This window comes from Pantoea trifolii, from assembly GCF_024506435.1.
Taxonomy (GTDB): domain Bacteria; phylum Pseudomonadota; class Gammaproteobacteria; order Enterobacterales; family Enterobacteriaceae; genus Pantoea; species Pantoea trifolii.
Window position 1 is genome coordinate 2,868,453 of the sequence record NZ_JANIET010000001.1, and the last position, 22,997, is coordinate 2,891,449.

General features: G+C 54.6%; 22 protein-coding genes. 7 read left to right on the forward strand and 15 right to left on the reverse strand.

Features of this window, described 5'->3' with window-relative positions; genetic code table 11:
• The first annotated feature begins 534 nt into the window (after positions 1-534).
• Together NQH49_RS13265 and yfbR are read left to right on the forward strand one after the other, a co-directional pair.
• Positions 535-1,752, forward strand: coding sequence for a pyridoxal phosphate-dependent aminotransferase (locus NQH49_RS13265; protein ID WP_256696970.1), 1,218 nt, complete (start codon positions 535-537; stop codon positions 1,750-1,752).
• Positions 1,753-1,822: 70 nt separating this feature from the next.
• Positions 1,823-2,422 (forward strand): 5'-deoxynucleotidase, encoded by a 600-nt coding sequence (yfbR, locus tag NQH49_RS13270; protein ID WP_008105157.1) that lies wholly within the window; start codon positions 1,823-1,825, stop codon positions 2,420-2,422.
• A gap of 27 nt (positions 2,423-2,449) precedes the next feature.
• Here yfbR and NQH49_RS13275 read toward each other — a convergent pair whose 3' ends face one another.
• The 3 genes from NQH49_RS13275 to yfbV all read right to left on the reverse strand — a co-directional run bounded on the left by NQH49_RS13275 (position 2,450) and on the right by yfbV (position 4,221).
• Positions 2,450-3,109, reverse strand: a complete 660-nt coding sequence (locus tag NQH49_RS13275) for a sugar phosphatase (RefSeq protein ID WP_256696971.1) — start codon at positions 3,107-3,109, stop codon at positions 2,450-2,452.
• A gap of 14 nt (positions 3,110-3,123) precedes the next feature.
• Positions 3,124-3,618, reverse strand: coding sequence for a YfbU family protein (locus NQH49_RS13280; RefSeq protein WP_008105160.1), 495 nt, complete (start codon positions 3,616-3,618; stop codon positions 3,124-3,126).
• A 150-nt stretch (positions 3,619-3,768) separates the two neighbouring features.
• Positions 3,769-4,221 carry a terminus macrodomain insulation protein YfbV gene (yfbV, locus tag NQH49_RS13285; protein ID WP_256696972.1) on the reverse strand — a complete coding sequence of 151 codons (453 nt, stop codon included), beginning with the start codon at positions 4,219-4,221 and terminating at the stop codon, positions 3,769-3,771.
• A gap of 338 nt (positions 4,222-4,559) precedes the next feature.
• Here yfbV and ackA point away from each other — a divergent pair, with 338 nt between their 5' ends.
• From ackA to NQH49_RS13300, 3 genes are all read left to right on the forward strand, one after another.
• Positions 4,560-5,762 carry an acetate kinase gene (ackA, locus tag NQH49_RS13290; RefSeq protein ID WP_256696973.1) on the forward strand — a complete coding sequence of 401 codons (1,203 nt, stop codon included), beginning with the start codon at positions 4,560-4,562 and terminating at the stop codon, positions 5,760-5,762.
• 73 nt (positions 5,763-5,835) lie between these two features.
• Positions 5,836-7,980, forward strand: coding sequence for a phosphate acetyltransferase (pta, locus tag NQH49_RS13295; protein ID WP_008105167.1), 2,145 nt, complete (start codon positions 5,836-5,838; stop codon positions 7,978-7,980).
• Positions 7,981-8,107: 127 nt separating this feature from the next.
• Positions 8,108-9,367, forward strand: coding sequence for a 4-aminobutyrate--2-oxoglutarate transaminase (locus NQH49_RS13300; protein ID WP_256696975.1), 1,260 nt, complete (start codon positions 8,108-8,110; stop codon positions 9,365-9,367).
• Positions 9,368-9,410: 43 nt separating this feature from the next.
• Here the strand turns inward: NQH49_RS13300 and yfcD are convergent, their stop codons facing one another.
• From yfcD to NQH49_RS13315, 3 genes are all read right to left on the reverse strand, one after another.
• Complete coding sequence (gene yfcD / locus NQH49_RS13305; protein ID WP_007889295.1) at positions 9,411-9,956, reverse strand: NUDIX hydrolase YfcD; 546 nt, start codon at positions 9,954-9,956, stop codon at positions 9,411-9,413.
• A gap of 111 nt (positions 9,957-10,067) precedes the next feature.
• Positions 10,068-10,709 (reverse strand): glutathione transferase, encoded by a 642-nt coding sequence (gene yfcF / locus NQH49_RS13310; protein WP_154155829.1) that lies wholly within the window; start codon positions 10,707-10,709, stop codon positions 10,068-10,070.
• A gap of 8 nt (positions 10,710-10,717) precedes the next feature.
• Positions 10,718-10,915, reverse strand: coding sequence for a hypothetical protein (locus tag NQH49_RS13315; protein ID WP_256696977.1), 198 nt, complete (start codon positions 10,913-10,915; stop codon positions 10,718-10,720).
• Between NQH49_RS13315 and NQH49_RS13320 the strand changes: the two genes are divergently transcribed.
• Positions 10,914-11,807: a TIGR01777 family oxidoreductase gene (locus tag NQH49_RS13320; RefSeq protein WP_256696978.1), complete on the forward strand. Its 894-nt coding sequence runs from the start codon at positions 10,914-10,916 to the stop codon at positions 11,805-11,807. The genes NQH49_RS13315 and NQH49_RS13320 overlap by 2 nt on opposite strands.
• Positions 11,808-11,834: 27 nt before the next feature.
• On the opposite strand, the gene NQH49_RS13325 is transcribed toward NQH49_RS13320, so the two are convergent.
• The 3 genes from NQH49_RS13325 to dalD are packed head-to-tail and all read right to left on the reverse strand — an operon-like array spanning position 11,835 to position 16,012.
• Entirely contained in the window at positions 11,835-13,115 is a 1,281-nt protein-coding gene (locus NQH49_RS13325; protein WP_256696979.1) for an MFS transporter, read from the reverse strand.
• 22 nt (positions 13,116-13,137) lie between these two features.
• Positions 13,138-14,607: a xylulokinase gene (gene xylB / locus NQH49_RS13330; RefSeq protein ID WP_256696980.1), complete on the reverse strand. Its 1,470-nt coding sequence runs from the start codon at positions 14,605-14,607 to the stop codon at positions 13,138-13,140.
• Positions 14,608-14,617: 10 nt separating this feature from the next.
• Positions 14,618-16,012, reverse strand: a complete 1,395-nt coding sequence (dalD, locus tag NQH49_RS13335) for a D-arabinitol 4-dehydrogenase (RefSeq protein ID WP_256696981.1) — start codon at positions 16,010-16,012, stop codon at positions 14,618-14,620.
• A gap of 195 nt (positions 16,013-16,207) precedes the next feature.
• Here dalD and NQH49_RS13340 point away from each other — a divergent pair, with 195 nt between their 5' ends.
• Positions 16,208-17,155, forward strand: coding sequence for a sugar-binding transcriptional regulator (locus NQH49_RS13340; RefSeq protein WP_256696982.1), 948 nt, complete (start codon positions 16,208-16,210; stop codon positions 17,153-17,155).
• Between the two features lie 171 nt (positions 17,156-17,326).
• On the opposite strand, the gene hisP is transcribed toward NQH49_RS13340, so the two are convergent.
• From hisP to purF, 6 genes are all read right to left on the reverse strand, one after another.
• Positions 17,327-18,100: a histidine ABC transporter ATP-binding protein HisP gene (gene hisP / locus NQH49_RS13345; RefSeq protein ID WP_008105186.1), complete on the reverse strand. Its 774-nt coding sequence runs from the start codon at positions 18,098-18,100 to the stop codon at positions 17,327-17,329.
• Between the two features lie 8 nt (positions 18,101-18,108).
• Positions 18,109-18,825: an ABC transporter permease gene (locus tag NQH49_RS13350; protein WP_008105190.1), complete on the reverse strand. Its 717-nt coding sequence runs from the start codon at positions 18,823-18,825 to the stop codon at positions 18,109-18,111.
• Positions 18,822-19,508, reverse strand: coding sequence for a histidine ABC transporter permease HisQ (locus NQH49_RS13355; RefSeq protein WP_008105192.1), 687 nt, complete (start codon positions 19,506-19,508; stop codon positions 18,822-18,824). Before NQH49_RS13355 ends, NQH49_RS13350 begins: the two co-directional genes overlap by 4 nt.
• 194 nt (positions 19,509-19,702) lie before the next feature.
• Positions 19,703-20,485 (reverse strand): lysine/arginine/ornithine ABC transporter substrate-binding protein ArgT, encoded by a 783-nt coding sequence (gene argT, locus NQH49_RS13360; RefSeq protein ID WP_008105195.1) that lies wholly within the window; start codon positions 20,483-20,485, stop codon positions 19,703-19,705.
• 279 nt (positions 20,486-20,764) lie between these two features.
• The gene (locus NQH49_RS13365; protein WP_061717852.1) at positions 20,765-21,334 is read right to left on the reverse strand and encodes a UbiX family flavin prenyltransferase; all 570 of its coding nucleotides are present in this window, start codon (positions 21,332-21,334) and stop codon (positions 20,765-20,767) included.
• 116 nt (positions 21,335-21,450) lie between these two features.
• Positions 21,451-22,968 carry an amidophosphoribosyltransferase gene (gene purF, locus NQH49_RS13370; protein ID WP_101763639.1) on the reverse strand — a complete coding sequence of 506 codons (1,518 nt, stop codon included), beginning with the start codon at positions 22,966-22,968 and terminating at the stop codon, positions 21,451-21,453.
• Positions 22,969-22,997: the final 29 nt, after the last annotated feature.

A 22,997-nucleotide genomic window follows, 5' to 3' on the forward strand; every position in this document is an offset into this window, starting at 1 on the left:
TCTTTTTTTAAGCCCTCCAGGTTCTGAATCTTGAGCATCAGCGTTAAAGTGACAGTGTAAATGCTATTTTAAGACTGTTTTACACGATATTAGGTCCGTTACTGACGCTTAATCTCGCCCTTGATAAGTGAATAAGAATGCACTTCATTTTAAGACGCCAGCCAGAACTTAATCCTTACCAGACACTTTTTCGCCATCTAACAAGAATCCTTTAACTATTTCGTCTGGTCGCTAATATTTTTTTAAGCCAATTGTGACTGAAAAATTTCTGAATAGTCCCGGATGCGAATGGAAGAAGGCATTTACACGTCAGGCACAGCTTACCAGTGTTTAATCTTATCATTCTTCACATTTGTGGACTAATAAACCAGATTAATTGATTTTCAATGACTTTTACGCCATGCGAAGCGGGAAAGAATGGCAAACGCGCCAAAACCCAGCGGTGCCCTTCTTTTGTTGAGGTGAGAAGAGTAAATTGGGCGAGTTTGATTTTTGGTGGCAGGTTAAAGGACTCTGCCCATAAAGGCGGTAACGATGAATTTTCAAATTGATAAATCCGGCAAGCTGGAAAATGTCTGTTATGACATCCGTGGTCCGGTACTGAAAGAAGCTAAACGTCTTGAAGAAGAAGGCAACAAAGTTCTCAAGCTGAATATCGGCAACCCTGCCCCATTTGGTTTTGAAGCACCTGATGAAATCCTGGTCGATGTCATTCGCAATCTGCCGAGCTCGCAGGGTTATTGCGACTCTAAAGGGCTGTATTCGGCGCGTAAGGCGATCATGCAGCATTACCAGGCGCGTGACATGCGCGATGTCACCGTTGAAGACATCTATATTGGTAACGGCGTATCTGAACTGATTGTGCAAGCGATGCAGGCATTGCTCAACAGCGGCGATGAAATGCTGGTACCTGCACCGGATTATCCGCTGTGGACCGCCGCCGTTTCGCTGTCGAGTGGCAAAGCGGTGCATTATCTGTGTGATGAATCAGCAGGTTGGTTCCCTGATCTGGATGATATCCGTAGCAAGATCACCCCACGCACCCGTGGCATTGTCATCATTAATCCGAATAATCCGACCGGCGCGGTTTACAGCAAAGAGTTGTTGCTGGAGATTGTTGAAATTGCGCGCCAGCACAATCTGATTATTTTCGCCGATGAAATCTACGACAAGATTCTCTACGACGAAGCACAACATCATTCAATTGCTGCGCTGGCCCCTGATCTGCTGACCGTGACCTTTAACGGCTTATCGAAAACCTATCGCGTGGCGGGCTTCCGTCAGGGCTGGATGGTTTTGAACGGTCCGAAGAAACACGCAAAAGGTTACATTGAAGGGCTGGAAATGCTGGCGTCGATGCGCCTGTGTGCCAACGTTCCGGCACAACATGCGATTCAGACCGCGCTGGGTGGTTATCAAAGTATTAGTGAATTCATCGCGCCCGGCGGCCGTTTGTATGAACAGCGTCAGCGTGCGTGGGAATTAATTAATGATATTCCAGGCGTCAGCTGTGTGAAGCCGCAAGGTGCGCTGTACATGTTCCCGCGAATTGATGCCAGGAAATTCAACATCTTTGACGATCAGAAGATGGTGCTGGATTTCCTGTTGCAAGAGAAAGTGCTGTTGGTTCAGGGCACCGCGTTCAACTGGCCGTGGCCGGATCACGTGCGCATTGTTACGCTGCCGCGCGTGGACGATTTGGAAATGGCCGTCAGCAAGTTTGGTCGTTTCTTACAAGGGTATCGCCAGTAAATTGTGACGCGTATACTGTTCGCATTTCGGGGAAAAGATATCTTCCCCGCCGTGCGAACAGGAACCGTCCATGACTCGTAGCCATTTTTTCGCCCACCTTTCCCGCCTCAAACTAATCAACCGCTGGCCATTGATGCGCAATGTGCGCACTGAAAACGTCTCCGAGCATAGCTTGCAGGTGGCGATGGTTGCTCATGCGCTCGCCATCATCAAAAACAAAAAGTTTAACGGCAATCTCAATGCCGAGCGTATTGCCATGCTGGCGCTCTATCACGATGCCAGCGAAGTGCTGACCGGTGATTTACCGACGCCGGTGAAGTACTACAACGCACAGATTGCCCACGAATACAAAAAGATCGAGAAAATTGCGCAGCAGAAGCTCATTGATATGCTGCCGCCTGAACTGCAGGACGCTTATCGCCCGCTGATTGATGAACATTTGCATACCGAAAGTGAGCAATCCGTGGTGAAGCAGGCGGATGCACTTTGCGCCTACGTGAAGTGTCTGGAAGAATTATCGGCAGGTAATAACGAGTTTCTGCTGGCCAAAGCACGCCTGGAAAAAACCCTCACCCAACGGCGTTCACCGGAAATGGATTATTTTGTTGAGGTCTTTATTCCCAGCTTTAGCCTGTCGCTGGATGAAATATCACAAGATACGCCGCTGTAAAAAAACGGGCCGCATCGGCCCGTTTTTTTATGCGGTGATTGAAAGTGTAAACTCGCCGCTATCTTCTTTGATGACATTAACCGGTTCAAGCGTTGCGACGCGGAAGCTTACTTCATTGAGGCGCGGTGCATCGGCTGGTGCATTCATGGCGATCACCGCACTACCCGCATCCAAACCTGAAATAATGCCCGCCGGCGCATCCTCAACCACTACACACTGCGTCGCTGAAAGCCCCAAACGTTCAGCACCCAGCAGATAAGGCTCGGGATTGGGCTTACCGTGCTTGATGTTCTCAGCGGTAATAAACACTTTTGGCATCGGTAGATTTGCGGCTTTATGGCGCGCGTGGGCGACAGGAATCGAACCCGAGGTCACAATCGCCCACGGAATCTGCAACTCGTTCAACGTAGACAGTAACGCTAATGCACCCGGAATCGCCTGCACGCCTTGCGTGTCTTCCGCTTCAAGACGTTCAAGCCAGAGAAATTCCGCCTGAATAGCCTCTTCAGATTGCCCTGCCATGAAATGGCGCAACGAATTGATAGCAGGCTTCCCGTGTATATAACTCAGGACCTCTTCCGCCGATAAACCGTGGCGCTCGCCCCACAGTGACCATGCGCGAATCACTGCAGGCAATGAATCCACCAGCGTACCGTCTAAATCAAACAGAAAACCCCTGTACTTCACGCGTCGCTCCTTATTCAGGCATTGATAATCTGCGCGATCTCATTCGCGCTGAGATGATATTGACGCGGGCAAGTGTGCCACACCGTTAGCATGCGTTGGTATTTTTCCCACATCGGCGTTTGAGCATTGAAGCCGTGGGTGCCGGAATCAAAGTGGGTATAGCGCCCTTCAACATTCACCATAAAGCGCACGTAGCCGAGATAGCGCGCTTCGGTAGCCGCATCAAAACCAAGAAAAGCCAGGCGGCGCTCGTCAATCGCGCTGCCATCTTTGAGATTCGACCAGGAAACATGCAGCGCATGGTGCATTTCCATAATATCGATTAGCAGGCGACAGGTCGCTTCAGTTAGCTCGCCGAACTCTTTATCGAGTTCACGTAACTGCAAGCCATAGCCGCGTTCAATAATGGTCTGATAACGACGATAACGTTCAGCGTTATCAGGCTCCAGCATGGCCATCATTTTGTATTGATTGGAGAGGATCAATCGTTGGGCGTGGGTCATTTCCATGGTTTGCTCCCGGGCCAGACGGCCGCTTAAGATTTAAACAATGAAGAAATGATTACACAAGGAGAGTGATGCGTGTATGTCCGCACCACTTTTCTTTGATTTGAACCGGGATTTGGCTCAAATTCTCTAAAAGATAAAGGCGTCAGCAGATCAAAGATCGTCGAGGAAAGTGCGATCGAGCTGTTTGAAGGCCCGTTTCAACACATCGGCGAGCGACTGATATGTCGGCTTACCATCAACCGGTGCAATTGCCTGCCCCGCTTCTTCCAGCTTGGTGCGCACTTCATGAAACCACTGCAGCAACGTCGGCGGCAACGGCGTCACAGAACGTTTCCCCAACCACCATAATCCTTGCATCGGCAGGCTGCAGGCAAACAGCGCGGTGGCAATTGCTGGACCGAGTTGTCCACCCATCGCGATTTGCCACGTCAGCGTGAAAATCGCCAGCGGCGGCATAAAACGAATGGCAAAGCGGGTTGCATTGACCACGCGATTTTCAGGAAACACCGGCGCCAGGCGCTTGTCTGCAGGCCAGGTCTTCATGTATCGCTGTCCGCGCTGGAACAAGCCGAACCAGCCGGGATTGTCTGTCTCATTCGCCATGATAGACCTCAACTAAATCTGCAATTTTTAAAATAAACCGATAACTACACAACTTTACGTGACATCCTTCAAAAGTTTTTGTCTTTGCGGGTGACTGTGAGTATTCTGACGCCGTTTCAGTAACATTACCGGAAGCTTTAGCTCAATAATAGAGCGGCCAGAGCCATGTTTCGCTAAGTGCTTATCAAAAATAAGCGTAAAATCACCAAAATTTTTTGCATGTCAGTGAAATTTTGACTAGCACATGATGTTTATCATTAACCTACCAGCTTTCATGGGCTACGCTGTTAGTCTGATTGCGTTTTTTTTAGCCACTATTTAACAAAATAGGTACTTCCATGTCGACGAAGTTAGTTCTGGTTCTGAACTGCGGCAGTTCTTCACTTAAGTTTGCCATCCTTAACCCTGTTACCGGCGACGAATACTTGTCCGGTCTGGCTGAATGCTTCCACTTACCGGAAGCACGCATTAAGTGGAAACTGGACGGCAGCAAACAAGAAGCTCAGCTTGGCGCGGGTGCGGCACACAGCGAAGCACTGAACTTTATGGTTAAAACTATTCTGGCACAAAAACCAGAGCTTTCGGCACAAATCGCTGCAATCGGCCATCGTATTGTTCACGGCGGCGAGCAGCTGACCAAATCGGTAGTCATCGACGAATCCGTTATTCAAGGCATTAAAGACGCCTCTTCATTTGCGCCACTGCACAATCCTGCGCATCTGATCGGTATAGATGAAGCGCTGAAAAACTTCCCGCATCTTTCCGATAAAAATGTGGCGGTTTTTGACACCGCATTCCATCAGACAATGCCGGAAGAGTCCTATCTCTATGCTCTGCCGTACAAATTGTATAAAGAGCACGGCGTTCGTCGCTACGGCGCACACGGCACCAGCCACTACTATGTGACGCAGGAAGCCGCGAAAATGCTGAACAAACCGGTTAGCGAACTGAACATCATCACTTGCCACCTCGGCAATGGCGGTTCTGTTTCTGCTATTCGCAACGGCCAGTGTGTTGATACCTCAATGGGCCTGACGCCGCTGGAAGGTTTGGTGATGGGCACCCGCAGCGGTGACATTGATCCGGCCATTATCTTCTTCCTGCATGATTCCCTGGGCATGAGCGTTGATTCCATCAACAAGCTGCTGACCAAAGAGTCTGGCCTGTTAGGTTTGACCGAAGTCACCAGCGACTGCCGCTATGTGGAAGACAACTACGCCACCAAAGAAGATGCCAAGCGTGCGATGGATGTGTTCTGCCACCGTCTGGCGAAGTACATCGGCAGCTACACCGCGCTGATGGAAGGCCGTCTGGACGCCGTGGTCTTTACCGGCGGTATCGGTGAAAACGCCGCGATGGTGCGCGAGCTGGCGCTGCAGAAACTGGGTCTGCTTGGCTTCGAAGTCGATCACGAACGCAACCTGGCGGCACGCTTCGGCAAATCAGGTTTCATCAACAAAGAAGGCACGCGCCCAGCCGTGGTGATCCCAACCAACGAAGAGTTGGTGATTGCTCAAGACGCCGCGCGTCTCACCGCTTAAACACACTTCTCTCCGTCAGCTTAGGCTGACGGAGTTGTTTTAGACAGTCTGCAACACCTGAGAGGTTTCTATCGTGTCACGTACAATTATGCTCATTCCTACCGGCACCAGCGTCGGTCTGACCAGCGTCAGCCTCGGCGTGATCCGTGCCATGGAGCGCAAAGGCGTGCGCCTGAGCGTATTCAAGCCGATTGCCCAGCCACGTGCGGGCGGCGATGCGCCAGACCAAACCACCAGCATTATCCGTAAAAGCTCCGCGATTCCTGCCGCTGAACCGCTGCAGATGTCACGCGTTGAGTCGCTGCTCGGTTCTAACCAGCAAGACGTGCTGATGGAAGAGATCATTGCCAACTACCACGCGAACGCCAAAGACGCGGAAGTGGTGCTGGTTGAAGGTCTGGTACCAACGCGTAAACATCAGTTCGCCTCTGCGCTGAACTATGAGATCGCCAAAACCCTGAACGCAGAAATCGTCTTCGTGATGTCGCTGGGCAACGATTCTCCGGCGCAACTGAAAGAGCGTATCGAACTGACGCAAAGCAGCTTTGGCGGCAGCAAGAACAAAAACATCACTGGCGTGATCATCAACAAACTCAATGCGCCGGTGGATGAGCAAGGCCGTACGCGCCCGGATCTGTCAGAGATTTTCGATGACTCCACTAAAGCCAGCATCGCCAACATCGATCCTAAGCAGCTGTTTGCGAACAGCCCGCTGCCGGTATTGGGTTGTGTGCCGTGGAGCTTTGATCTGATTGCTACCCGCGCCATTGATATGTGCCGTCACCTTAACGCCGATATCATCAACGAAGGTGAAATCCAGACGCGCCGTGTGAAATCCGTGACCTTCTGTGCGCGTAGCATTCCGCACATGCTGGAGCACTTCCGTCCGGGTTCACTGCTGGTGACTTCCGCCGATCGTCCTGATGTGCTGGTTGCCGCCTGTTTAGCCGCGATGAATGGCGTTGAAATCGGTGCAGTGCTGTTGACCGGTGGATATCAGATTGAAGCGCCAATCGCACGCCTGTGCGAACGTGCGTTCCAGACCGGCCTGCCGGTCTTTATGGTGAAAACCAACACCTGGCAGACGTCGCTCAGCCTGCAGAGCTTCAACCTGGAAGTGCCGACTGACGATACGCAGCGCATCGAAAAAGTGCAGGAGTACGTGGCCAGCTTCATCAACGAAGATTGGGTGGAATCACTGACCGCTACTTCAGAGCGCAGCCGTCGCCTGTCCCCACCGGCATTCCGTTACCAACTCACCGAGCTGGCGCGCAAAGCCGGCAAACGCATCGTGCTGCCAGAAGGCGACGAGCCACGTACCGTCAAAGCCGCAGCGATTTGCGCCGAACGCGGCATCGCCACCTGTGTGCTGCTCGGCAACCCGGAAGAGATTCAGCGTGTTGCGGCGGCGCAAGGTGTTGAACTCGGCAAAGGCATCGTGATTGTCGATCCAGAAGTGGTGCGCGAAAACTATGTGCCGCGTCTGGTTGAGCTGCGTAAGAGCAAAGGCATGACCGAAGTGGTGGCGCAGGAGCAGCTGGAAGACAACGTGGTGCTCGGCACCATGATGCTGGAGAGCGGCGAAGTTGACGGTCTGGTATCCGGCGCGGTTCACACCACGGCGAACACCATTCGTCCACCGCTGCAGCTGATCAAAACCGCACCAAACAGCTCTCTGGTGTCGTCGGTGTTCTTCATGCTGCTGCCGGAGCAGGTTCTGGTGTATGGCGACTGCGCCATCAACCCGGATCCCAATCCAGAACAGCTGGCAGAAATCGCGATCCAGTCTGCCGATTCAGCCAAAGCCTTCGGTATCGATCCACGCGTCGCAATGATCTCCTACTCCACCGGTAACTCCGGTGCCGGTAGCGACGTTGAGAAAGTGCGTGAAGCCACGCGCATCGCGCAGGAAAAACGCCCGGATCTGGTTATCGATGGTCCGCTGCAGTACGACGCCGCGATTATGGAAGACGTCGCCAAATCCAAAGCGCCAAACTCTGCGGTTGCCGGTCGCGCTACCGTGTTCATCTTCCCGGATCTGAACACCGGTAACACCACTTACAAAGCGGTACAGCGTTCTGCCGACCTGATCTCCATCGGGCCGATGCTGCAAGGCATGCGTAAGCCGGTGAACGACCTGTCACGCGGCGCCCTGGTGGATGACATCGTCTACACCATCGCATTGACGGCGATTCAGTCCCAGCAGGCCGAAGGCTAGTCCCTTCCCGGCCCGGCAAAAAAGCATGCACTTCGGTGCGTGCTTTTTTTTGCCCCGCACTTCACTGGCATAAACCCTGCGCTGCGCTAACACTGATTGAAGTCTGCCGCTAATTGCGAGGTGAATAATGAGCAACAGTGATGTGCACAGCCGTCGTTTACAAGCCACGCCGCGTGGCGTGGGTGTGATGTGTGATTTCTATGCGGTGAAAGCCGAGAACGCCACGGTGTGGGATCAGCATGGCCGCGAATATACCGATTTTGCCGCAGGCATCGCGGTGCTTAACACCGGACATCGTCACCCGAAAGTGATGGCGGCGGTACAGCAGCAGCTTGAATGTTTTACCCACACCGCATTTCAAATCATCCCTTATGAGAACTACATTCACCTGGCTGAGCGGCTTAATGCGTTAGTACCGATTAACGGCGCGGTGAAAACCACCTTTTTCTCGACCGGTGCAGAAGCGGTCGAAAACGCGGTGAAAATTGCGCGTGCGGCCACCGGTCGTCCCGGCATCATCGCCTTCACCGGTGCGTTTCACGGTCGTACCATTATGACAATGTCGCTAACCGGTAAAGTGGTGCCGTATAAAACCGGCTTCGGCCCCTTCGCCAGCCCGGTGTTTCACGCGCGCTATCCCAACGCGCTGCACAACGTCACCGTTAGTGATGCGCTCGACAGCCTGGAAGCGATTTTCCGCAGCGATATCAGTCCGCAGCAGGTGGCGGCCATTATCTTTGAACCGGTTCAGGGCGAAGGCGGTTTCTACAGTGCGCCGCCAGAGTTTGTCGTAGCACTGCGTGAGTTATGCGATCGTCACGGCATTCTGCTGATCGCTGATGAGATTCAGAGCGGTTTTGCGCGCACCGGCAAGCTGTTCGCCAGCGACTATTACGCCGTGCAGCCCGATCTTATTACCATGGCAAAAAGTCTCGCTGGCGGCTTTCCGCTCTCAGCGGTGTCGGGACGTGCGGAAGTCATGGATGCGCCTGAACCTGGCGGCCTGGGCGGAACCTATGCTGGCAGTCCACCGGCGATTGCGGCGGCGCTGGCGGTGTTAGAGATTATCGAAGAAGAAGCGCTGTGCAACCGTGCCAATCAATTAGGCAGCCGATTAAAACAGGTTTTACAGCGTGCGGAGTGTAAAGCGCTGGCGGAGATACGCGGATACGGCTCAATGATAGCGGCGGAATTCAATGATGGGGCGGGTAAGCCGTCGGCGGAGATTGCTAAAGCTATTCAGCAGCAGGCGCTGGAACAAGGTTTGATTCTTCTAACCTGCGGCGTGTACGGCAACGTGATTCGCTTCCTCTATCCGCTGACCATTCCCGATGCGCAGTTCGAGGATGCTTTGACGCTGTTGACGGGTATTCTGCGGGAACATTAACAATGTGTATAAGGTCGCCATAAATGGCGACCCTATGGCATGATTATGCTTCGCTGCTCTGCTTACGACGAGCAGCGTCGCTGTTACGGCTCAGCCACAGTGACAACGCCTTAAGCGAATCATCGGTGAACTCATCACAGCGTGCGGTGATCTCTTCCGGCGTCATCCAGAAGATCTCGTCTACTTCCTCTTCCTGCATAGCAAACGGACCATGGGAAACGCAGCTGAACAGCCCGCCCCATACGCGGCAATGCTGATCTTCAAAGTAGAACTGTCCGTGCTCGGCGAACGGAACGGCCGCAATACCCAACTCCTCTTCCGCTTCACGACGCGCCGATTCCAGCAGGTCTTCTCCGCTCTGCACCACGCCACCGGCAGTGGCATCCAGCATACCCGGCATGAAGTCTTTGATTTCAGTGCGACGCTGCACCAGAATTTTGCCCATGCCATCGTGCACCACAATATAGGTCGCACGATGACGCAGACACTGCGCACGCATTTGCGCACGGCTGGCCTGCGCAATGACTTCGTTCTCTTCGTTAACGATATCAACCCACTCGATACCGTCACCTGCCGTTTGATCCACCATCCGTAACCCTTTTGTGTTTTCGGCGTGCCCAGCACGCGCCTGTTTGCCATGCTTTATTAGAATAGGCGGTAAGGTAAAGCGTTCTTTTCGCCATCGCAAGGCGCATCGTGCTCAGCGTGTTTTACCGGATTCCGCTAACCAGAGTTGCACCGAAGCACGCTGCCACTGGAACTCAGCATAGTGCTGTAACTTCACTGGTAGCGCATCGCCGTGCAGCGCCAGGCGATTAATCATCACGGCTAAATCGGTATCCGCAATCGACCATTCGCCAAACAGATTTTGCTGTCCGTCAGGCAAAAGGCGCTGCACCGCAGCAATGAGTTTATTAGCGGCTTGCTCACCGGCTGGCGTAAGCGGCGCAAAACGTTCGCCAGCAAACAGCACTTCAGTGGGGCGCTCTGAGCGCAGTGCCATCAAGTCGCTGCGCAACCACGCCTGCACTTCGCGCGCATGCGCGCGTTTCTCACGATCGCGCGGATAGAGCCGCTCGAACTCTGGTGCCGGAAAACGCTCTTCCAGATACTCGGCAATCGCTGATGATTCCGTCAGCAGCACATCATCGATTTGCAGCGTCGGCACGCGGCAGGTCAGCGACAGTGCGCGGTACTCATCATCCCACTGCGCATTCTGCGATAAATCGACGCGCTTCAGGGTGAAGGGAATGCCCTTCTCGGTTAGCGCAACATAAACCGACATGGCGTAAGGACTGAAAAAGCAAGAATCTGACCACAAGGTAATGGTTGGATAATTCATTGGCTGCCTCAGGAAAGCGTCAGGTGTGCATCATGTTTACCGATTTTTATTTGTGAAGGCAATGGTGCGCTGGTCGGATCTTTAGCTGCTAAGACCAGCGCTGACTTTTCCTTTTTCTTCATAAGCGTAAGCAGAGTCACGCCGCGCGCACGCTTCTCTTCTATGCTCAATCTGAGCAGATAAAAAATGACAAGGAGGCTCAACATGCATTTACTGATCACCGGCGGCACCGGCCTGATTGGCCGCCACCTGATTCCGCGTTTGTTGCAGCTTGGCCATCAGGTGAGCGTTGTGACGCGCGATGTCGCCGCCGCACGCGAGAAACTCGACGCCAGCGTCGCGCTGTGGTCCGGCATCCATCAGCAAACTGATTTAAATGGCATTGATGGTGTTATCAATCTCGCGGGCGAACCGATCGCCGATAAACGCTGGACCGAACAGCAGAAGCAGCGGCTATGCGAAAGCCGCTGGCAGATTACCGAGCAACTGGTGTCGCTGATTCATGCCAGCAGCAATCCCCCACAATTTTTGATTTCCGGCTCGGCTACCGGCTTTTATGGCGATACCGGCGATCTGGTGCTGACCGAAGAGGATCCGGGGCACGACGAGTTTACCCATACGCTGTGCGACCGTTGGGAGCAATTGGCGCTGACTGCACAGAGCGATCGCACCCGCGTCTGCCTAATGCGAACTGGCGTGGTGCTGGCGAAAGAAGGTGGCGCGTTATCGAAGATGAAGCTGCCGTTTAAGCTTGGCGTCGGCGGCCCAATTGGCAGCGGCAAACAGTATCTGCCGTGGATTCACATCGACGATTTAGTTAACGCGATGCTGTGGTTGATCGACCATGCTGAACTGCGCGGCCCCTTCAACATGGTTGCGCCCTATGCGGTGCGCAATGAGCAGTTCGCCGCCACGCTCGGCCATGTAATGCATCGTCCGGCCTTTATGCGCACGCCAGCCAGCGCCATCAAGCTGATGATGGGTGAATCGGCGGTACTGGTGCTCGGCGGCCAACATGTGTTGCCGAAGCGCCTGGAAGAGTCAGGCTTTGGTTTTCGCTGGTACGACTTAGAGGAAGCCTTGCGGGAGGTCGTGTAGGGTCGCCATTAATGGCGACCTGGTTAATTAACTCCGCTGCTGCACAACACGTGATTTCAACGCAGCCGGTTCATGCGCATGTCCCGGCTGCGGCACACGAATAATAAAGGTCAGTACACCAGCAAACACATACAGCGCGGTATACGCCCACACCACGCCAACGATATCGAAAAACGGCAACATCACCGAAGCGATCGCAGGCGCAACAAAGTTACTTAGTCCAGCCGACAGATTGTAAATGGATACCGCAGCACCTTTATGATGCGGCTCCAGCGTTGGAAACACCGCAGTCATCGGCACAAAGGCCGCAACAAAAACTCCTAACATCACCGCCGGAATCAACGCCACCCAGAAGTTATGCCCGGCATACAGCGGCAGGTAGTAAAACGCCAGACTGGAAATGGCCATACCGAGGCAGCCAAACCAGCGCACCTGACGGATCCAACCCAGTTTCTCGCCGGTAATGCCCCAGAAGATGTTGGTAAAAATGGTGACGAAGAAGAACACCGCCCAGATTTGCAGCCACTCGGAAATGGTAAAACCAAGGCGATCAACGAACAGCAGCGGCATGATAATGGCGAAACCAAACAACGACAGCGTGTTAATGATGCGAATCAGGCAGGCATAAAACACGTGCTGGTTGGTAAACAGAATGGTTACCGCGCGCGACATTTCGGTCATTTTGTCGCGCATCGGCAAATTGACGCGCGAACGGTCAACCGGCACATGACGCAAGCTGAAGTAAGCCAGCACGCCACCGCAGGCAACCCAAATGATCGCCAGCCACAGCGTACCGGTTTCGCCCAGCATCGGGATGGTCAGACTCGGCAAATAGCTGCCAACCACACCGATGCCGACGGAATACATCGCCCAGAACCAACCGGTTGCGGCCGCCAGTTTTTCACGCGGCAGCACCTGTACCAGCATCATCATGAATGAGTAAATGAATAGCGGATACGCCAGACCGCGAATGCCGTAGAACAGCACCATCAGCGGATAGTTGCGCATGCCAAGACCCAACGACATAAACAGCGTGTGCATCACGATCCACAGCACGAAACCAATCATCATGGCACGCTGAGGCGTAATCAGTTCCGCCACCACGCCCGATGCCCAGGCTGCCAATGCCGCCGCCAGTCCGTAGAAGGTAAACACCACCGCTGACTGCGCCGGCGTGAAGCCCATATCGGTGATATGGCGCGATAGAAACGCCATTTCAAAGCCGTCACCCGCCATAAAAATAGCAATGGCGAGGAAGCCCCAGAACATCTTTTTCGGTAAGCCAAACCAGTAATCATTCGATTGCATCTCATTCATCCTCTGTCTGGAATTATTCAGGTAGCAATGCTCGCGCCTGCTGTTGTTGGGCATAGAGCGTGCGGAACAGCTGCAATCGCTGCTGCAGCACCTCGCCACGCTCAGCATCTGGCTGATAACGCGCCTGCACCGGCGGTTTAAGGCAAACTTCGCTCTCCACACCACCCGCGGCCAGCCACGCCAGACGCGCAGCTCCTAAAGCGCCGGACGCGCTGGCGGGATGCGTGACGATCGGCAGTTGCAGCACATCTGCGATCAACTGCGCCCACAGCGTGCTGCGCGCCCCGCCGCCGGTCAGGCTGCACTGCTGAATCTGGCGCTGCGCATCGCCAAGCACCGCGAAACCGTCGGCCAGACCAAATGCCACGCCTTCGATCACCGCGTAGCCGAGCAGCGCGCGTGGCGTTTCATGGCGCAGATTGAAGAAAGAACCGGAGGCGTCAGGATCGTTGTGTGGCGTGCGTTCACCGGAGAGATAGGGCAGGAAAACCGGCGCATGCCGCCGCTGTTCTTCGCTGAGCTGTGCCATCTCTTCCATTAGTTGGCTTTCGGTAACGGAGAGTAGATTGCACAACCAGCGCAGGCAGCTGGCGGCACTGAGCATCACGCTCATCTGGTGCCAGCGTCCGGGCAAGGCGTGGCAGAAAGCGTGCACGCCCGATTGCGGATCGGCCAGTAAGCGATCGTTGACCACAAAGATCACGCCGGAGGTTCCCAGCGAGATAAAGGCATCGCCAGGATTGACCGCGCCAACGCCGACTGCCGAAGCAGCATTGTCGCCCGCGCCGCCCGCCACGCAGACTGCGGCCGATAAACCCCATTCACTTGCCAGATCGGCTTTTAATGTGGCGCTGACGACGCTGCCTTCTACAAGCTCCGGCATGTTGGCGCGCGTCAGTCCAGTGATAGCCAGCAATTCGTCAGACCAGTCGCGCTTTGCTACGTCAAGCCACAGCGTGCCCGCCGCATCTGAAGGTTCACTGACAAAGCGTCCAGTCAAACGCCAGCGCAGATAATCTTTCGGCAGCAGCACTTTGTCGATGCGACGGAAAATCTCTGGCTCATGTTCCGCCACCCAACGCAGTTTGGGTGCGGTAAAGCCCGGCATGATCATATTGCCGCTAACTTGCATCATCTCTGGATGTTGCCTGCTCAACGCTTCACACTGCGGCGCGCTGCGCGTGTCATTCCACAGAATGCACGGACGCAGCACCTCGCCCTGCGCATCCAGCAGCACCGCGCCGTGCATTTGTCCCGACAAGCCAATGGCGCGAATCTCGCTCCACGCCTGTGCAGCCTGCTGGCGTAATCCAGCAAGCACTTCACCACACGCTTGCCACCAGCGTTCCGGATCCTGCTCCGCCCAGTGTGCATGCGGGCGTTGTACGTTAAGCGTGGCGTGATTCGAGGCGATGATCTCGCCCTGCGCATTGATGATCAGCGCTTTGAGCTCCGAAGTACCAATATCCATTCCCAGATACATGCTGCGCTCCTTACACTGCGGCCAGCGCGCGTTCTGGCTGTTTCAGCCACAGCTGCAGATCCGCCACGCTGCGCGTCACCAGCGCATGAAACGCCTTCTCCTGTGCCAGCTCGCCAAACAGCGCGCTATCGCTGAGGAAAGCGTTCAGAGCATCGGAGCGGCTAAACTGCTGGCGCAGCGCATCGGCTTGCAGCACGCCATCCTGATAGGTGTAAGGCAAATCATCACTGGCCCAGCGCTGCAGGAACAGGAAGAACAGCGCAGGCAGCATGGCGGTGGCCGCTGGTTCTGCACCGCGCTGATAGCATTCGCGCAGTGTTGGCGTCACCATGCCGGGGATTTTCGACAAACCATCCGCACCTACACGCTGGTTGGTGTCTTTGATATAGGGATTACTGAAGCGCGCCAGAACCACATCGCGGTACTCAGCCAAATTCAGCGGGCTTGGCGACAGCGATGGCATCACATCCTGCGTCACGTAGTCATACGCCAACTGATAAATCGTTGGCTGACGCGTGCTGTCATCGATGTAATTGAGGCCAATCAGCGTGCCTGCCCAGGCAATCGCCGCATGCGTGGCGTTGAGGATACGGATTTTCGCCTCTTCCCACGGCAATACCGATTCCACCAGCTCAACGCCAACCTTCTCCAGCGCCGGGCGACCGGCAATGAAGTCATCTTCAATCACCCATTGAATAAAGGATTCGGCCATCACTGATGCGCCATCGTCCTTACCGGTGGCGGCCTTGACGCGCTCAGCCACATCCGGCGTCGGGCGCGGCGTAATGCGATCCACCATGGTATTGGGCGAGGTGGTATTTTCGCGCACCCAATTCGCTAAGGCGCTGTCACCTTTAGCCGCAAGAAATGCCAGGAAGCCGTGACGAAAACGTTCGCCGTTGTGGCGCAGGTTATCGCAGTTGAGCAGCGTAACCGGCGCGCCACCGTTCGCCACGCGCTGCGTGAGGATGCGCGCCAGCGCGCCATAAATCGTGCGGATGTCGCCTTTCACATCGGCCTGTACATCCGGTTGCGTCAGGTCCAGTTCGAATTCTGGCGTCAAATAGTAACCGGCTTCAGTGACGGTAAAACCAATCACGCGGGTTTCACTTTTCGCACCCTGCTCAACCAGTGCGCTGATATTGCTATCCCACGGCAGGATTTTACGCAGTGAAGTGATGGTTTCGTAGGCCCGTTCGCCCTCTGGCGTCACAGTTTCCAGCACGTACTTGCCATCTTGCGCAGCGAGTTTCTGCAGCAACGGCGCGGCATCCTCGCGGATATTGCCGAGGGCGATGCTCCAGCTGTCATCGCCCTCGGCACGTAATTTATGCAGATACCATGCCTGATGAGCACGGTGAAAAGAGCCTGCGCCGATATGCATCCACACTGATTGATTGGTCATAGCTGCCTCAAAATAAACATTTGCCACGATTAAGGGCATTTGCCCGATGACGCGTAGCATAGTGCGAGCCCGCAGCCATGTTCTGCGAGCCAAATCACAATTAATACTTTTGCTCTTTTTTAGGGCTTTTGCTCAGTTAACACTTAACCGGCATCTCGCGTTAACATGGCGCACCGGTTTTGACGGAACAGCGCGATGAGCAGAGAAGAGAAAAAACAAGAACTGGCAGCACGTGCGGCTTGGATGTATTACGTGGCGGGCGTAACGCAGCAGGAGATTGCGCGCGCATTAGGATTGTCGCGTCAGGTGGCGCAGCGTTTGGTCTCCAGCGCGCGTGAAATGGGCATGGTCAGCGTAAAGATCGATCATCCCGTCACCCACTGTTTGCATCTGGCGCGCGAGGTTCAGGAGAAGTTTGGCCTGCAACTGTGTCGCGTGGTGCCTTCCGCCAATCTGGATGATGACGCTATTCAGCAGATGCTGGCAGTTGAAGGCGCGGCCGTGATGGCGCAATACATCAGCGAGGAGCAGCCGCAGGTGTTTGGCATTGGTTCTGGTAAGACGCTGCGCTCGATGATCGATGTGCTTCCCTGGGTTGAGCGACCACAGCATCAATGCGTGTCGATGATTGGCGCGATTGCGCGGGACGATTCGGGTACGCGTTACGACGTGCCGCTGAAAATGGCAGAGAAGATGCAGGGCAAATATTTCTTCATTCCTGCGCCGCTGTATGCGGATACGCCCGAAGATAAAGCGATGTGGATTCAGCATCAGGTTTACCAACGCGTGACACAGCGCGCATTGCAGGCGGATGTCGCCTTCGTCGGCATTGGTGAAGTGCAACCCGGTTGTCCGCTGCATGCCGAAGGCTTTATCACCGATGCGCAAGTAGCAGCGCTCAACGCACGCGGCGTGGTCGGCGAAATGCTGGGGCATTTTTTCAATCAGCAAGGTGAACGCGTATTGGGTGAAACCGATGAACTGCTCACCAGCGTGTTGCTGGAGAGTAAGACGCAACGCCAGATTATTGGCTTTGCCGGCAGCGAGCGTAAATATCCGGCGATCCGCGCCGCGCTGCAGGGCGGCTGGGTGTCAGGTCTGGTGACCGATGAGGATACAGCGCTGAAGTTGTTGCGGGGGTAGAGGGTGTTGGTTGTCCCCCATCCCGGCCTTCCCCCGCAAGCGGGGGAAGGAGACGCTGCCACATGCAACTTCAACACTGACATATTGCAGGATCTTCCTCCCCCATTTATGGGGGAGGACCGAGGAGGGGGGCAGCCAGCACGGACCAGGATGGGGGACAGCGGGCACAATCTACTTCAACGATCCCTTTAAAAACTGCTGCAAGCGTGGGCTCTTCGGGTTACCGAACAGCTCATCCGGCGAACCTTGTTCCTCAATCTTGCCCTGATGCAGGAAGATCACATGATTAGAGACGTGACGAGCAAACTCCATCTCGTGCGTCACCACCACCATGGTTTTGCCCTCTTCCGCCAGCTTCTGCATGATGCGCAGTACTTCGCCGACCAGCTCTGGATCCAGCGCCGAAGTGGGTTCGTCAAACAGCAAGACTTCGGGCTCCATCGCCAACGCACGCGCAATCGACACGCGCTGCTGCTGACCACCAGAGAGATGCACCGGATATTTGGCACGCGCACGCGCATCAATGCCGACTTTATCCAGATACTTAATCGCCCGCTCACGCGCTTCCGCCTTGCTCAGCCCCAGCACCTGAATCGGCGCTTCGGTGACGTTATCCAGCACCGTCATGTGGCTCCACAGGTTGAAGTGCTGAAACACCATCGTCAGACGCGTACGCAGCATACGCAGCTGCTCTTTATTCGCGACTTTCAGTTGGCCATCGGTGTCGCGCACCAGATTGATCTGCTGGTTGTTGACCACAATGGTGCCTTCGCTCGGTTTCTCGAGGAAGTTAATGCAGCGTAAGAAGGTACTTTTCCCGGAACCGGACGAGCCAATAATGCTGATCACATCGCCGGCATTCGCCTGCAGCGATACGCCTTTCAGAACTTCATGTTCACCGTAACGTTTGTGCAGTTCGGTAACGCTTAATTTATTGTCAGCCATAGTGATACTCAATGCGATGAAGAAGGTTTTACGTGCGCCAGGAAGCGTTGTTCAGCTTTGCGGAACAAGCTAATCAGCCCGTAAGAGATAATCAGATACAACACCGCAGCGATGCCAAACGCGGTAAACGGCTGATAGGTGGCCGAGTTGATATCGCGCGCGATTTTTAACAGATCCGGCACCGTCGCGGTAAACGCCAGCGCGGTGGAGTGCAGCATCAGGATCACTTCGTTGCTGTACGCCGGCAGCGCGGTACGCAGCGCCGAAGGCAGAATGATGCAGCGATACAATTTAAACGGCGAGAAGCCATAGGCGCGCGCCGCTTCGATTTCCCCGTGCGGCACCGAACGAATCGCACCGGCAAAGATTTCGGTGGTATAGGCGCAGGTATTCAGCGTGAACGCCAGCAGCGTACAGTTAAGTCCACTGCGGAAGAAAGCGTTCAGCAGCTCAGTGCCTTTCACCACTTCCAGCGTGTACATGCCGGAGTAGAACACCAGCAGCTGCACATACAGCGGCGTGCCGCGAAACACATAGGTGAACAGCCAAACTGGCGTGGAGATAAAGCGGTTAGAAGAGACGCGCGCAATCGCCAGCAGCACGGCGAGCGAACCGCCGATCACCACCGAGATGATCAATAACCACAGCGTAATCGCGATGCCGGTAAAACGGTAACCATCGGTCCAGAGCAGCTGTTTCCAATACTCCTGAATAATCTCAATCATAGCTCTGCCCTTTTCACACCCACCGTGTAGCGACGTTCAAGCCACCACAGCACGCCGTTCGACAGCGTGGTAAACACCAGATAAATCACACCCGCCACGATGGCGAAATAGAACGGCTGCCAGGTACTTTTGCCAGCCAGCTGCGTGGCTTTCACCACATCTTCCAGCCCCAGCAGCGAAACCAGCGCCGTGGCTTTGAGAATAACCTGCCAGTTGTTACCGATGCCCGGCAGCGCAAAACGCATCATCGCCGGGAACAGAATGCGACGGAAGGTTTGCGAGCCGGTGAATCCGAACGCGGTTGCCGCTTCGATCTGCCCTTTAGGCACCGCCAGAAACGCACCACGGAAGGTTTCGGTGAAGTAAGCGCCGTAGATAAAGCCGAGCGTGATAATACCGGCGACCATCGGATCGATATCAAACTGCGCCAGTCCCAGCGCATCGGTGAGGGTATTCAGCGCGATCTGCAGACCGTAGAAGATCAGCAGCATCAACACCAAATCAGGCACACCGCGGATTAAGGTGGTGTAGCCTTCAAACAGCATCGCCAGCGGGCGACTGCGTGAAAGTTTGGCGCCAGCGCCAATTAAGCCGAGCACCACCGCCAGCAACACGGAACTGAGTGCCAGCTCCAGCGTCACAAGGGTGCCCTTGAGGATTACTTCGGAATAGCCATACAACATGGGTTCAATCCTGTCGTGAGGGTAAATGTCAAACGCTGCCCAACTGACGGACAGTCCTAACCAGGAGATTTGAATCGCAGGGTGGATGGCGGCAAGCGTATGAAGCCGGGCAGTTTACATATGTAAGCGCCCGGAGTGAATACTTATGTGCAACCTTCCTGCATTTCACAGACCAGGATTAGGAAACAGGATAATTAATCGCCGTACACGTTGAAATCAAAGTACTTCTTAGCAATCTTGTCGTAAGTGCCGTCTTTGCGCATCTCGTTAAAGGCTTTATCGATCGCCGCTTTCAGGTCTGCGTCATCTTTACGCAAGCCCATACCGGTACCCACGCCAAAGACTTTTTCATCTTTCACCGCTGGACCCGCAAAAGCATACTTAGCGCCAACAGGCTGTTTCAGGAAGCCTTCGCTCGCCTGCACTTCATCCTGGAACGCGGCATCAATACGACCTGCATTCAGATCCTGATACACCAGATCCTGGTTAGCGTAAGGCGTAACGGTGACACCTTTTGGCTGCCAGTACTCTTTTGCATAAGTTTCCTGGGTGGTGCCCTGCAGCAGACCGATGTTTTTGCCCTTCAGCGATTCAATGGTCGGTTGCAGCGTTGAGCCTTTCGGAGCCACTAAGCGCGCGTTGGCGGCGTAGAGTTTTTCAGAGAAGTTGATCTCTTCCTGACGCTTTTCGGTGATGGAGAGAGAAGAGATGATGGCGTCGATCTTCTTCGCTTTCAGCGACGGGATCAGCGCATCGAAATCACTTTCCACATAAGTACATTTAGTCTTGATACGCTTACAAATTTCGTTCGCCAGATCGATATCAAAGCCAACCAGCTGACCTTGCGCGTTCTTGGATTCGAATGGCGGATACGTCGGGTCAGTTCCGATGCGCAGCGACTGCGGTACAGCGGCGAAGACGCTCGCGCTACTTACCATTGTCAGCATCAGAGAAAGAGCCAGAACTCGCTTTTTCATAGGTAACCCTCAAGTGAAGTGCTTATTGTTATGTGGTGCGTGATGTGTTGGTTTTGCGCTGTAAGCTGTGCAGGTTTCATGCCAGTTATGCGAATTGGCTAAACGCTGCGCAAGCGCGCTAAATACTGCGCCGGTTAGCGGCGCAAGCACTTAGTTTGTGAGGGAAATATAACAGCGGTGTGAGGAAGAAAAAGCGACATTGTTAACTTTTGGTGCACAAGATGCACGAAGAGTGATCGCACACGCGAATTTGCACACGAGCAGTGCATTAATGCACCATTATGCGCCACTCCAGCGAGTGAAAAGATCTTCCGGCAGCTCAATATCGAACTGATCAAGCACGCGATTCACCGTTTGATCGACTAAATCGCCGATGGATTGCGGACGATGATAGAACGCCGGCACCGGCGGCATAATCAGCGCGCCCAACTCTGCTGCGGTGGTCATCATGCGCAGATGTCCCAGATGCAGCGGCGTTTCACGCACGCACAGCACCAGTTTACGCTGCTCTTTCAGCACCACGTCAGCGGCGCGGGTCAGCAGGCTGTCGCTGTAGCTGTGCACAATGCCCGACAGCGTTTTCATCGAGCACGGCGCAATCGCCATGCCGAGGGTTTTGTAGGATCCGGATGAGATGCTGGCAGCGATATCGCGTACGTCATGCACCACATCGGCCATCGCTTGCACTTCACGCAGGCTGAAATCGGTCTCCAGCGCCAGCGTTTGCCGCGCGGCGGGGCTGATCACCAAATGGGTTTCCACCTCCGCCAGCGGTTGCAGCACTTGCAACATGCGCACGCCGTAGATCGCGCCGCTGGCGCCGGAAATACCAATGATCAGTCGTTTCATAATTCAGCCTTGCAGGTTCAGATTGCGGCAATGATAGCGGCTCGCTGAACAAAAATACAAAAACAAACAGGGCGGGATTGCGCCCGCCCTGCTTTTACTTTGCCACAACCTCCGGCTTAGCCTTCGTTGTGCAGCTCCAACCCTTCCACTTCAGTCTGACGCGCAATGGCTTTGGAATCGTCATTACGCAGCGACTGCAGATACTCAAGGTACTGTTGATCGACGTCTTTGGTGACGTAGATGCCGTTAAATACCGAGCACTCGAAGTTTGCGATATCCGGATTCTCTTCACGTACCGCTTCAATCAGATCGTTGAGATCCTGGAAAATCAGCGCATCGGCTTTGATCAGCTGGCAAATCTCATTCACTTCACGGCCGTGCGCAATCAGTTCGGTCGCGCTAGGCATATCGATGCCGTAGACGTTCGGGAAACGAATTTCCGGTGCCGCCGAGGCGAGATATACTTTTTTCGCGCCCGCTTCACGTGCCATTTCAATGATTTGCTCAGACGTGGTGCCGCGTACGATGGAGTCATCCACCAGCAACACGTTCTTATCACGGAACTCAGCGCGGTTGGCGTTCAGCTTACGGCGAACCGCGCTGCGGCGCTGCTGCTGTCCCGGCATGATAAAGGTGCGGCCAACGTAGCGGTTTTTCACGAAGCCCTGACGATACGGCTTGTCAAGGATGCGCGCGATTTCCAGCGCGATATCGGTCGAAGTTTCCGGAATCGGAATCACCACATCAATATCCAGATCTTCCCACTCGCGGGCAATTTTGTTACCCAGCTTGGTGCCCATGCGCACGCGCGCGCTGTACACCGAGATTTTGTCGAGGAAGGAGTCCGGACGGGCAAAATAGACGTACTCGAACAGGCATGGATTGGTTTTCGGGTTCTCGGCGCACTGACGCGTCGAGAGCTGGCCCTGCTCGGTGATGTACACCGCTTCGCCTGGTGCTACGTCACGAATGAACTCGAAGCCCAGCGTATCCAGCGCCACGCTTTCTGACGCCACCATGTATTCGGTGCGGCCGTCGGCGATAACGCGCTTGCCCAGCACCAGCGGACGAATACCGTTGGGATCGCGGAAGGCGACCATGCCGTGTCCGATAATCATTGAAACCACTGCGTAAGCGCCGCGCACCTGCTGATGCACCGCCGCCACCGCAGCAAAAATGTTGTCAGCTTCCAGCGGATAGTGCTGAAAACGGTCCAGCTCCTGCGCAAAGATATTCAGCAGGATTTCGGAATCTGAGGTGGTATTGACGTGACGGCGACCCGTTTCGAACAGCTGTTTACGCAGTTCATGAGCGTTGGTCAGGTTGCCGTTATGCGCCAACGTGATGCCGTAAGGGGAGTTCACGTAGAAAGGCTGCGCTTCAGAGGCGCTGGAGCTGCCTGCGGTTGGGTAGCGCACATGGCCAATGCCGATGTTGCCCTGCAGACGCTGCATGTGGCGGGCTTCGAACACATCGCTGACCAGGCCGTTAGCCTTACGCAAACGGAAGCAGTTAATAGCATCGATGGTACAAATGCCGGCGGCATCCTGCCCGCGGTGCTGAAGCACCGTTAACGCGTCATAGATTGACTGGTTTACTGGCATAAAACCGGTGATACCAACAATACCGCACATATTGTCTTTTCCTCATTAGCCGCACGCCC

What these genes read in the sequence shown, in the direction of transcription:
- NQH49_RS13280 (WP_008105160.1), bottom strand. Translation starts at nt 3,618, where the DNA reads ATGGAAATGACCCACGCCCAACGATTGATCCTCTCCAATCAATACAAA.
- hisP (WP_008105186.1), bottom strand. Translation starts at nt 18,100, where the DNA reads ATGGCTGACAATAAATTAAGCGTTACCGAACTGCACAAACGTTACGGT.
- purF (WP_101763639.1), bottom strand. Translation starts at nt 22,968, where the DNA reads ATGTGCGGTATTGTTGGTATCACCGGTTTTATGCCAGTAAACCAGTCA.
- NQH49_RS13355 (WP_008105192.1), bottom strand. Translation starts at nt 19,508, where the DNA reads ATGTTGTATGGCTATTCCGAAGTAATCCTCAAGGGCACCCTTGTGACG.
- yfbV (WP_256696972.1), bottom strand. Translation starts at nt 4,221, where the DNA reads ATGGCGAATGAGACAGACAATCCCGGCTGGTTCGGCTTGTTCCAGCGC.
- xylB (WP_256696980.1), bottom strand. Translation starts at nt 14,607, where the DNA reads ATGTATCTGGGAATGGATATTGGTACTTCGGAGCTCAAAGCGCTGATC.
- NQH49_RS13300 (WP_256696975.1), top strand. Translation starts at nt 8,108, where the DNA reads ATGAGCAACAGTGATGTGCACAGCCGTCGTTTACAAGCCACGCCGCGT.
- NQH49_RS13320 (WP_256696978.1), top strand. Translation starts at nt 10,914, where the DNA reads ATGCATTTACTGATCACCGGCGGCACCGGCCTGATTGGCCGCCACCTG.
- NQH49_RS13265 (WP_256696970.1), top strand. Translation starts at nt 535, where the DNA reads ATGAATTTTCAAATTGATAAATCCGGCAAGCTGGAAAATGTCTGTTAT.
- NQH49_RS13325 (WP_256696979.1), bottom strand. Translation starts at nt 13,115, where the DNA reads ATGCAATCGAATGATTACTGGTTTGGCTTACCGAAAAAGATGTTCTGG.
- NQH49_RS13365 (WP_061717852.1), bottom strand. Translation starts at nt 21,334, where the DNA reads ATGAAACGACTGATCATTGGTATTTCCGGCGCCAGCGGCGCGATCTAC.
- NQH49_RS13350 (WP_008105190.1), bottom strand. Translation starts at nt 18,825, where the DNA reads ATGATTGAGATTATTCAGGAGTATTGGAAACAGCTGCTCTGGACCGAT.
- argT (WP_008105195.1), bottom strand. Translation starts at nt 20,485, where the DNA reads ATGAAAAAGCGAGTTCTGGCTCTTTCTCTGATGCTGACAATGGTAAGT.
- NQH49_RS13340 (WP_256696982.1), top strand. Translation starts at nt 16,208, where the DNA reads ATGAGCAGAGAAGAGAAAAAACAAGAACTGGCAGCACGTGCGGCTTGG.
- ackA (WP_256696973.1), top strand. Translation starts at nt 4,560, where the DNA reads ATGTCGACGAAGTTAGTTCTGGTTCTGAACTGCGGCAGTTCTTCACTT.
- NQH49_RS13315 (WP_256696977.1), bottom strand. Translation starts at nt 10,915, where the DNA reads ATGTTGAGCCTCCTTGTCATTTTTTATCTGCTCAGATTGAGCATAGAA.
- dalD (WP_256696981.1), bottom strand. Translation starts at nt 16,012, where the DNA reads ATGACCAATCAATCAGTGTGGATGCATATCGGCGCAGGCTCTTTTCAC.
- yfcD (WP_007889295.1), bottom strand. Translation starts at nt 9,956, where the DNA reads ATGGTGGATCAAACGGCAGGTGACGGTATCGAGTGGGTTGATATCGTT.
- yfcF (WP_154155829.1), bottom strand. Translation starts at nt 10,709, where the DNA reads ATGAATTATCCAACCATTACCTTGTGGTCAGATTCTTGCTTTTTCAGT.
- yfbR (WP_008105157.1), top strand. Translation starts at nt 1,823, where the DNA reads ATGACTCGTAGCCATTTTTTCGCCCACCTTTCCCGCCTCAAACTAATC.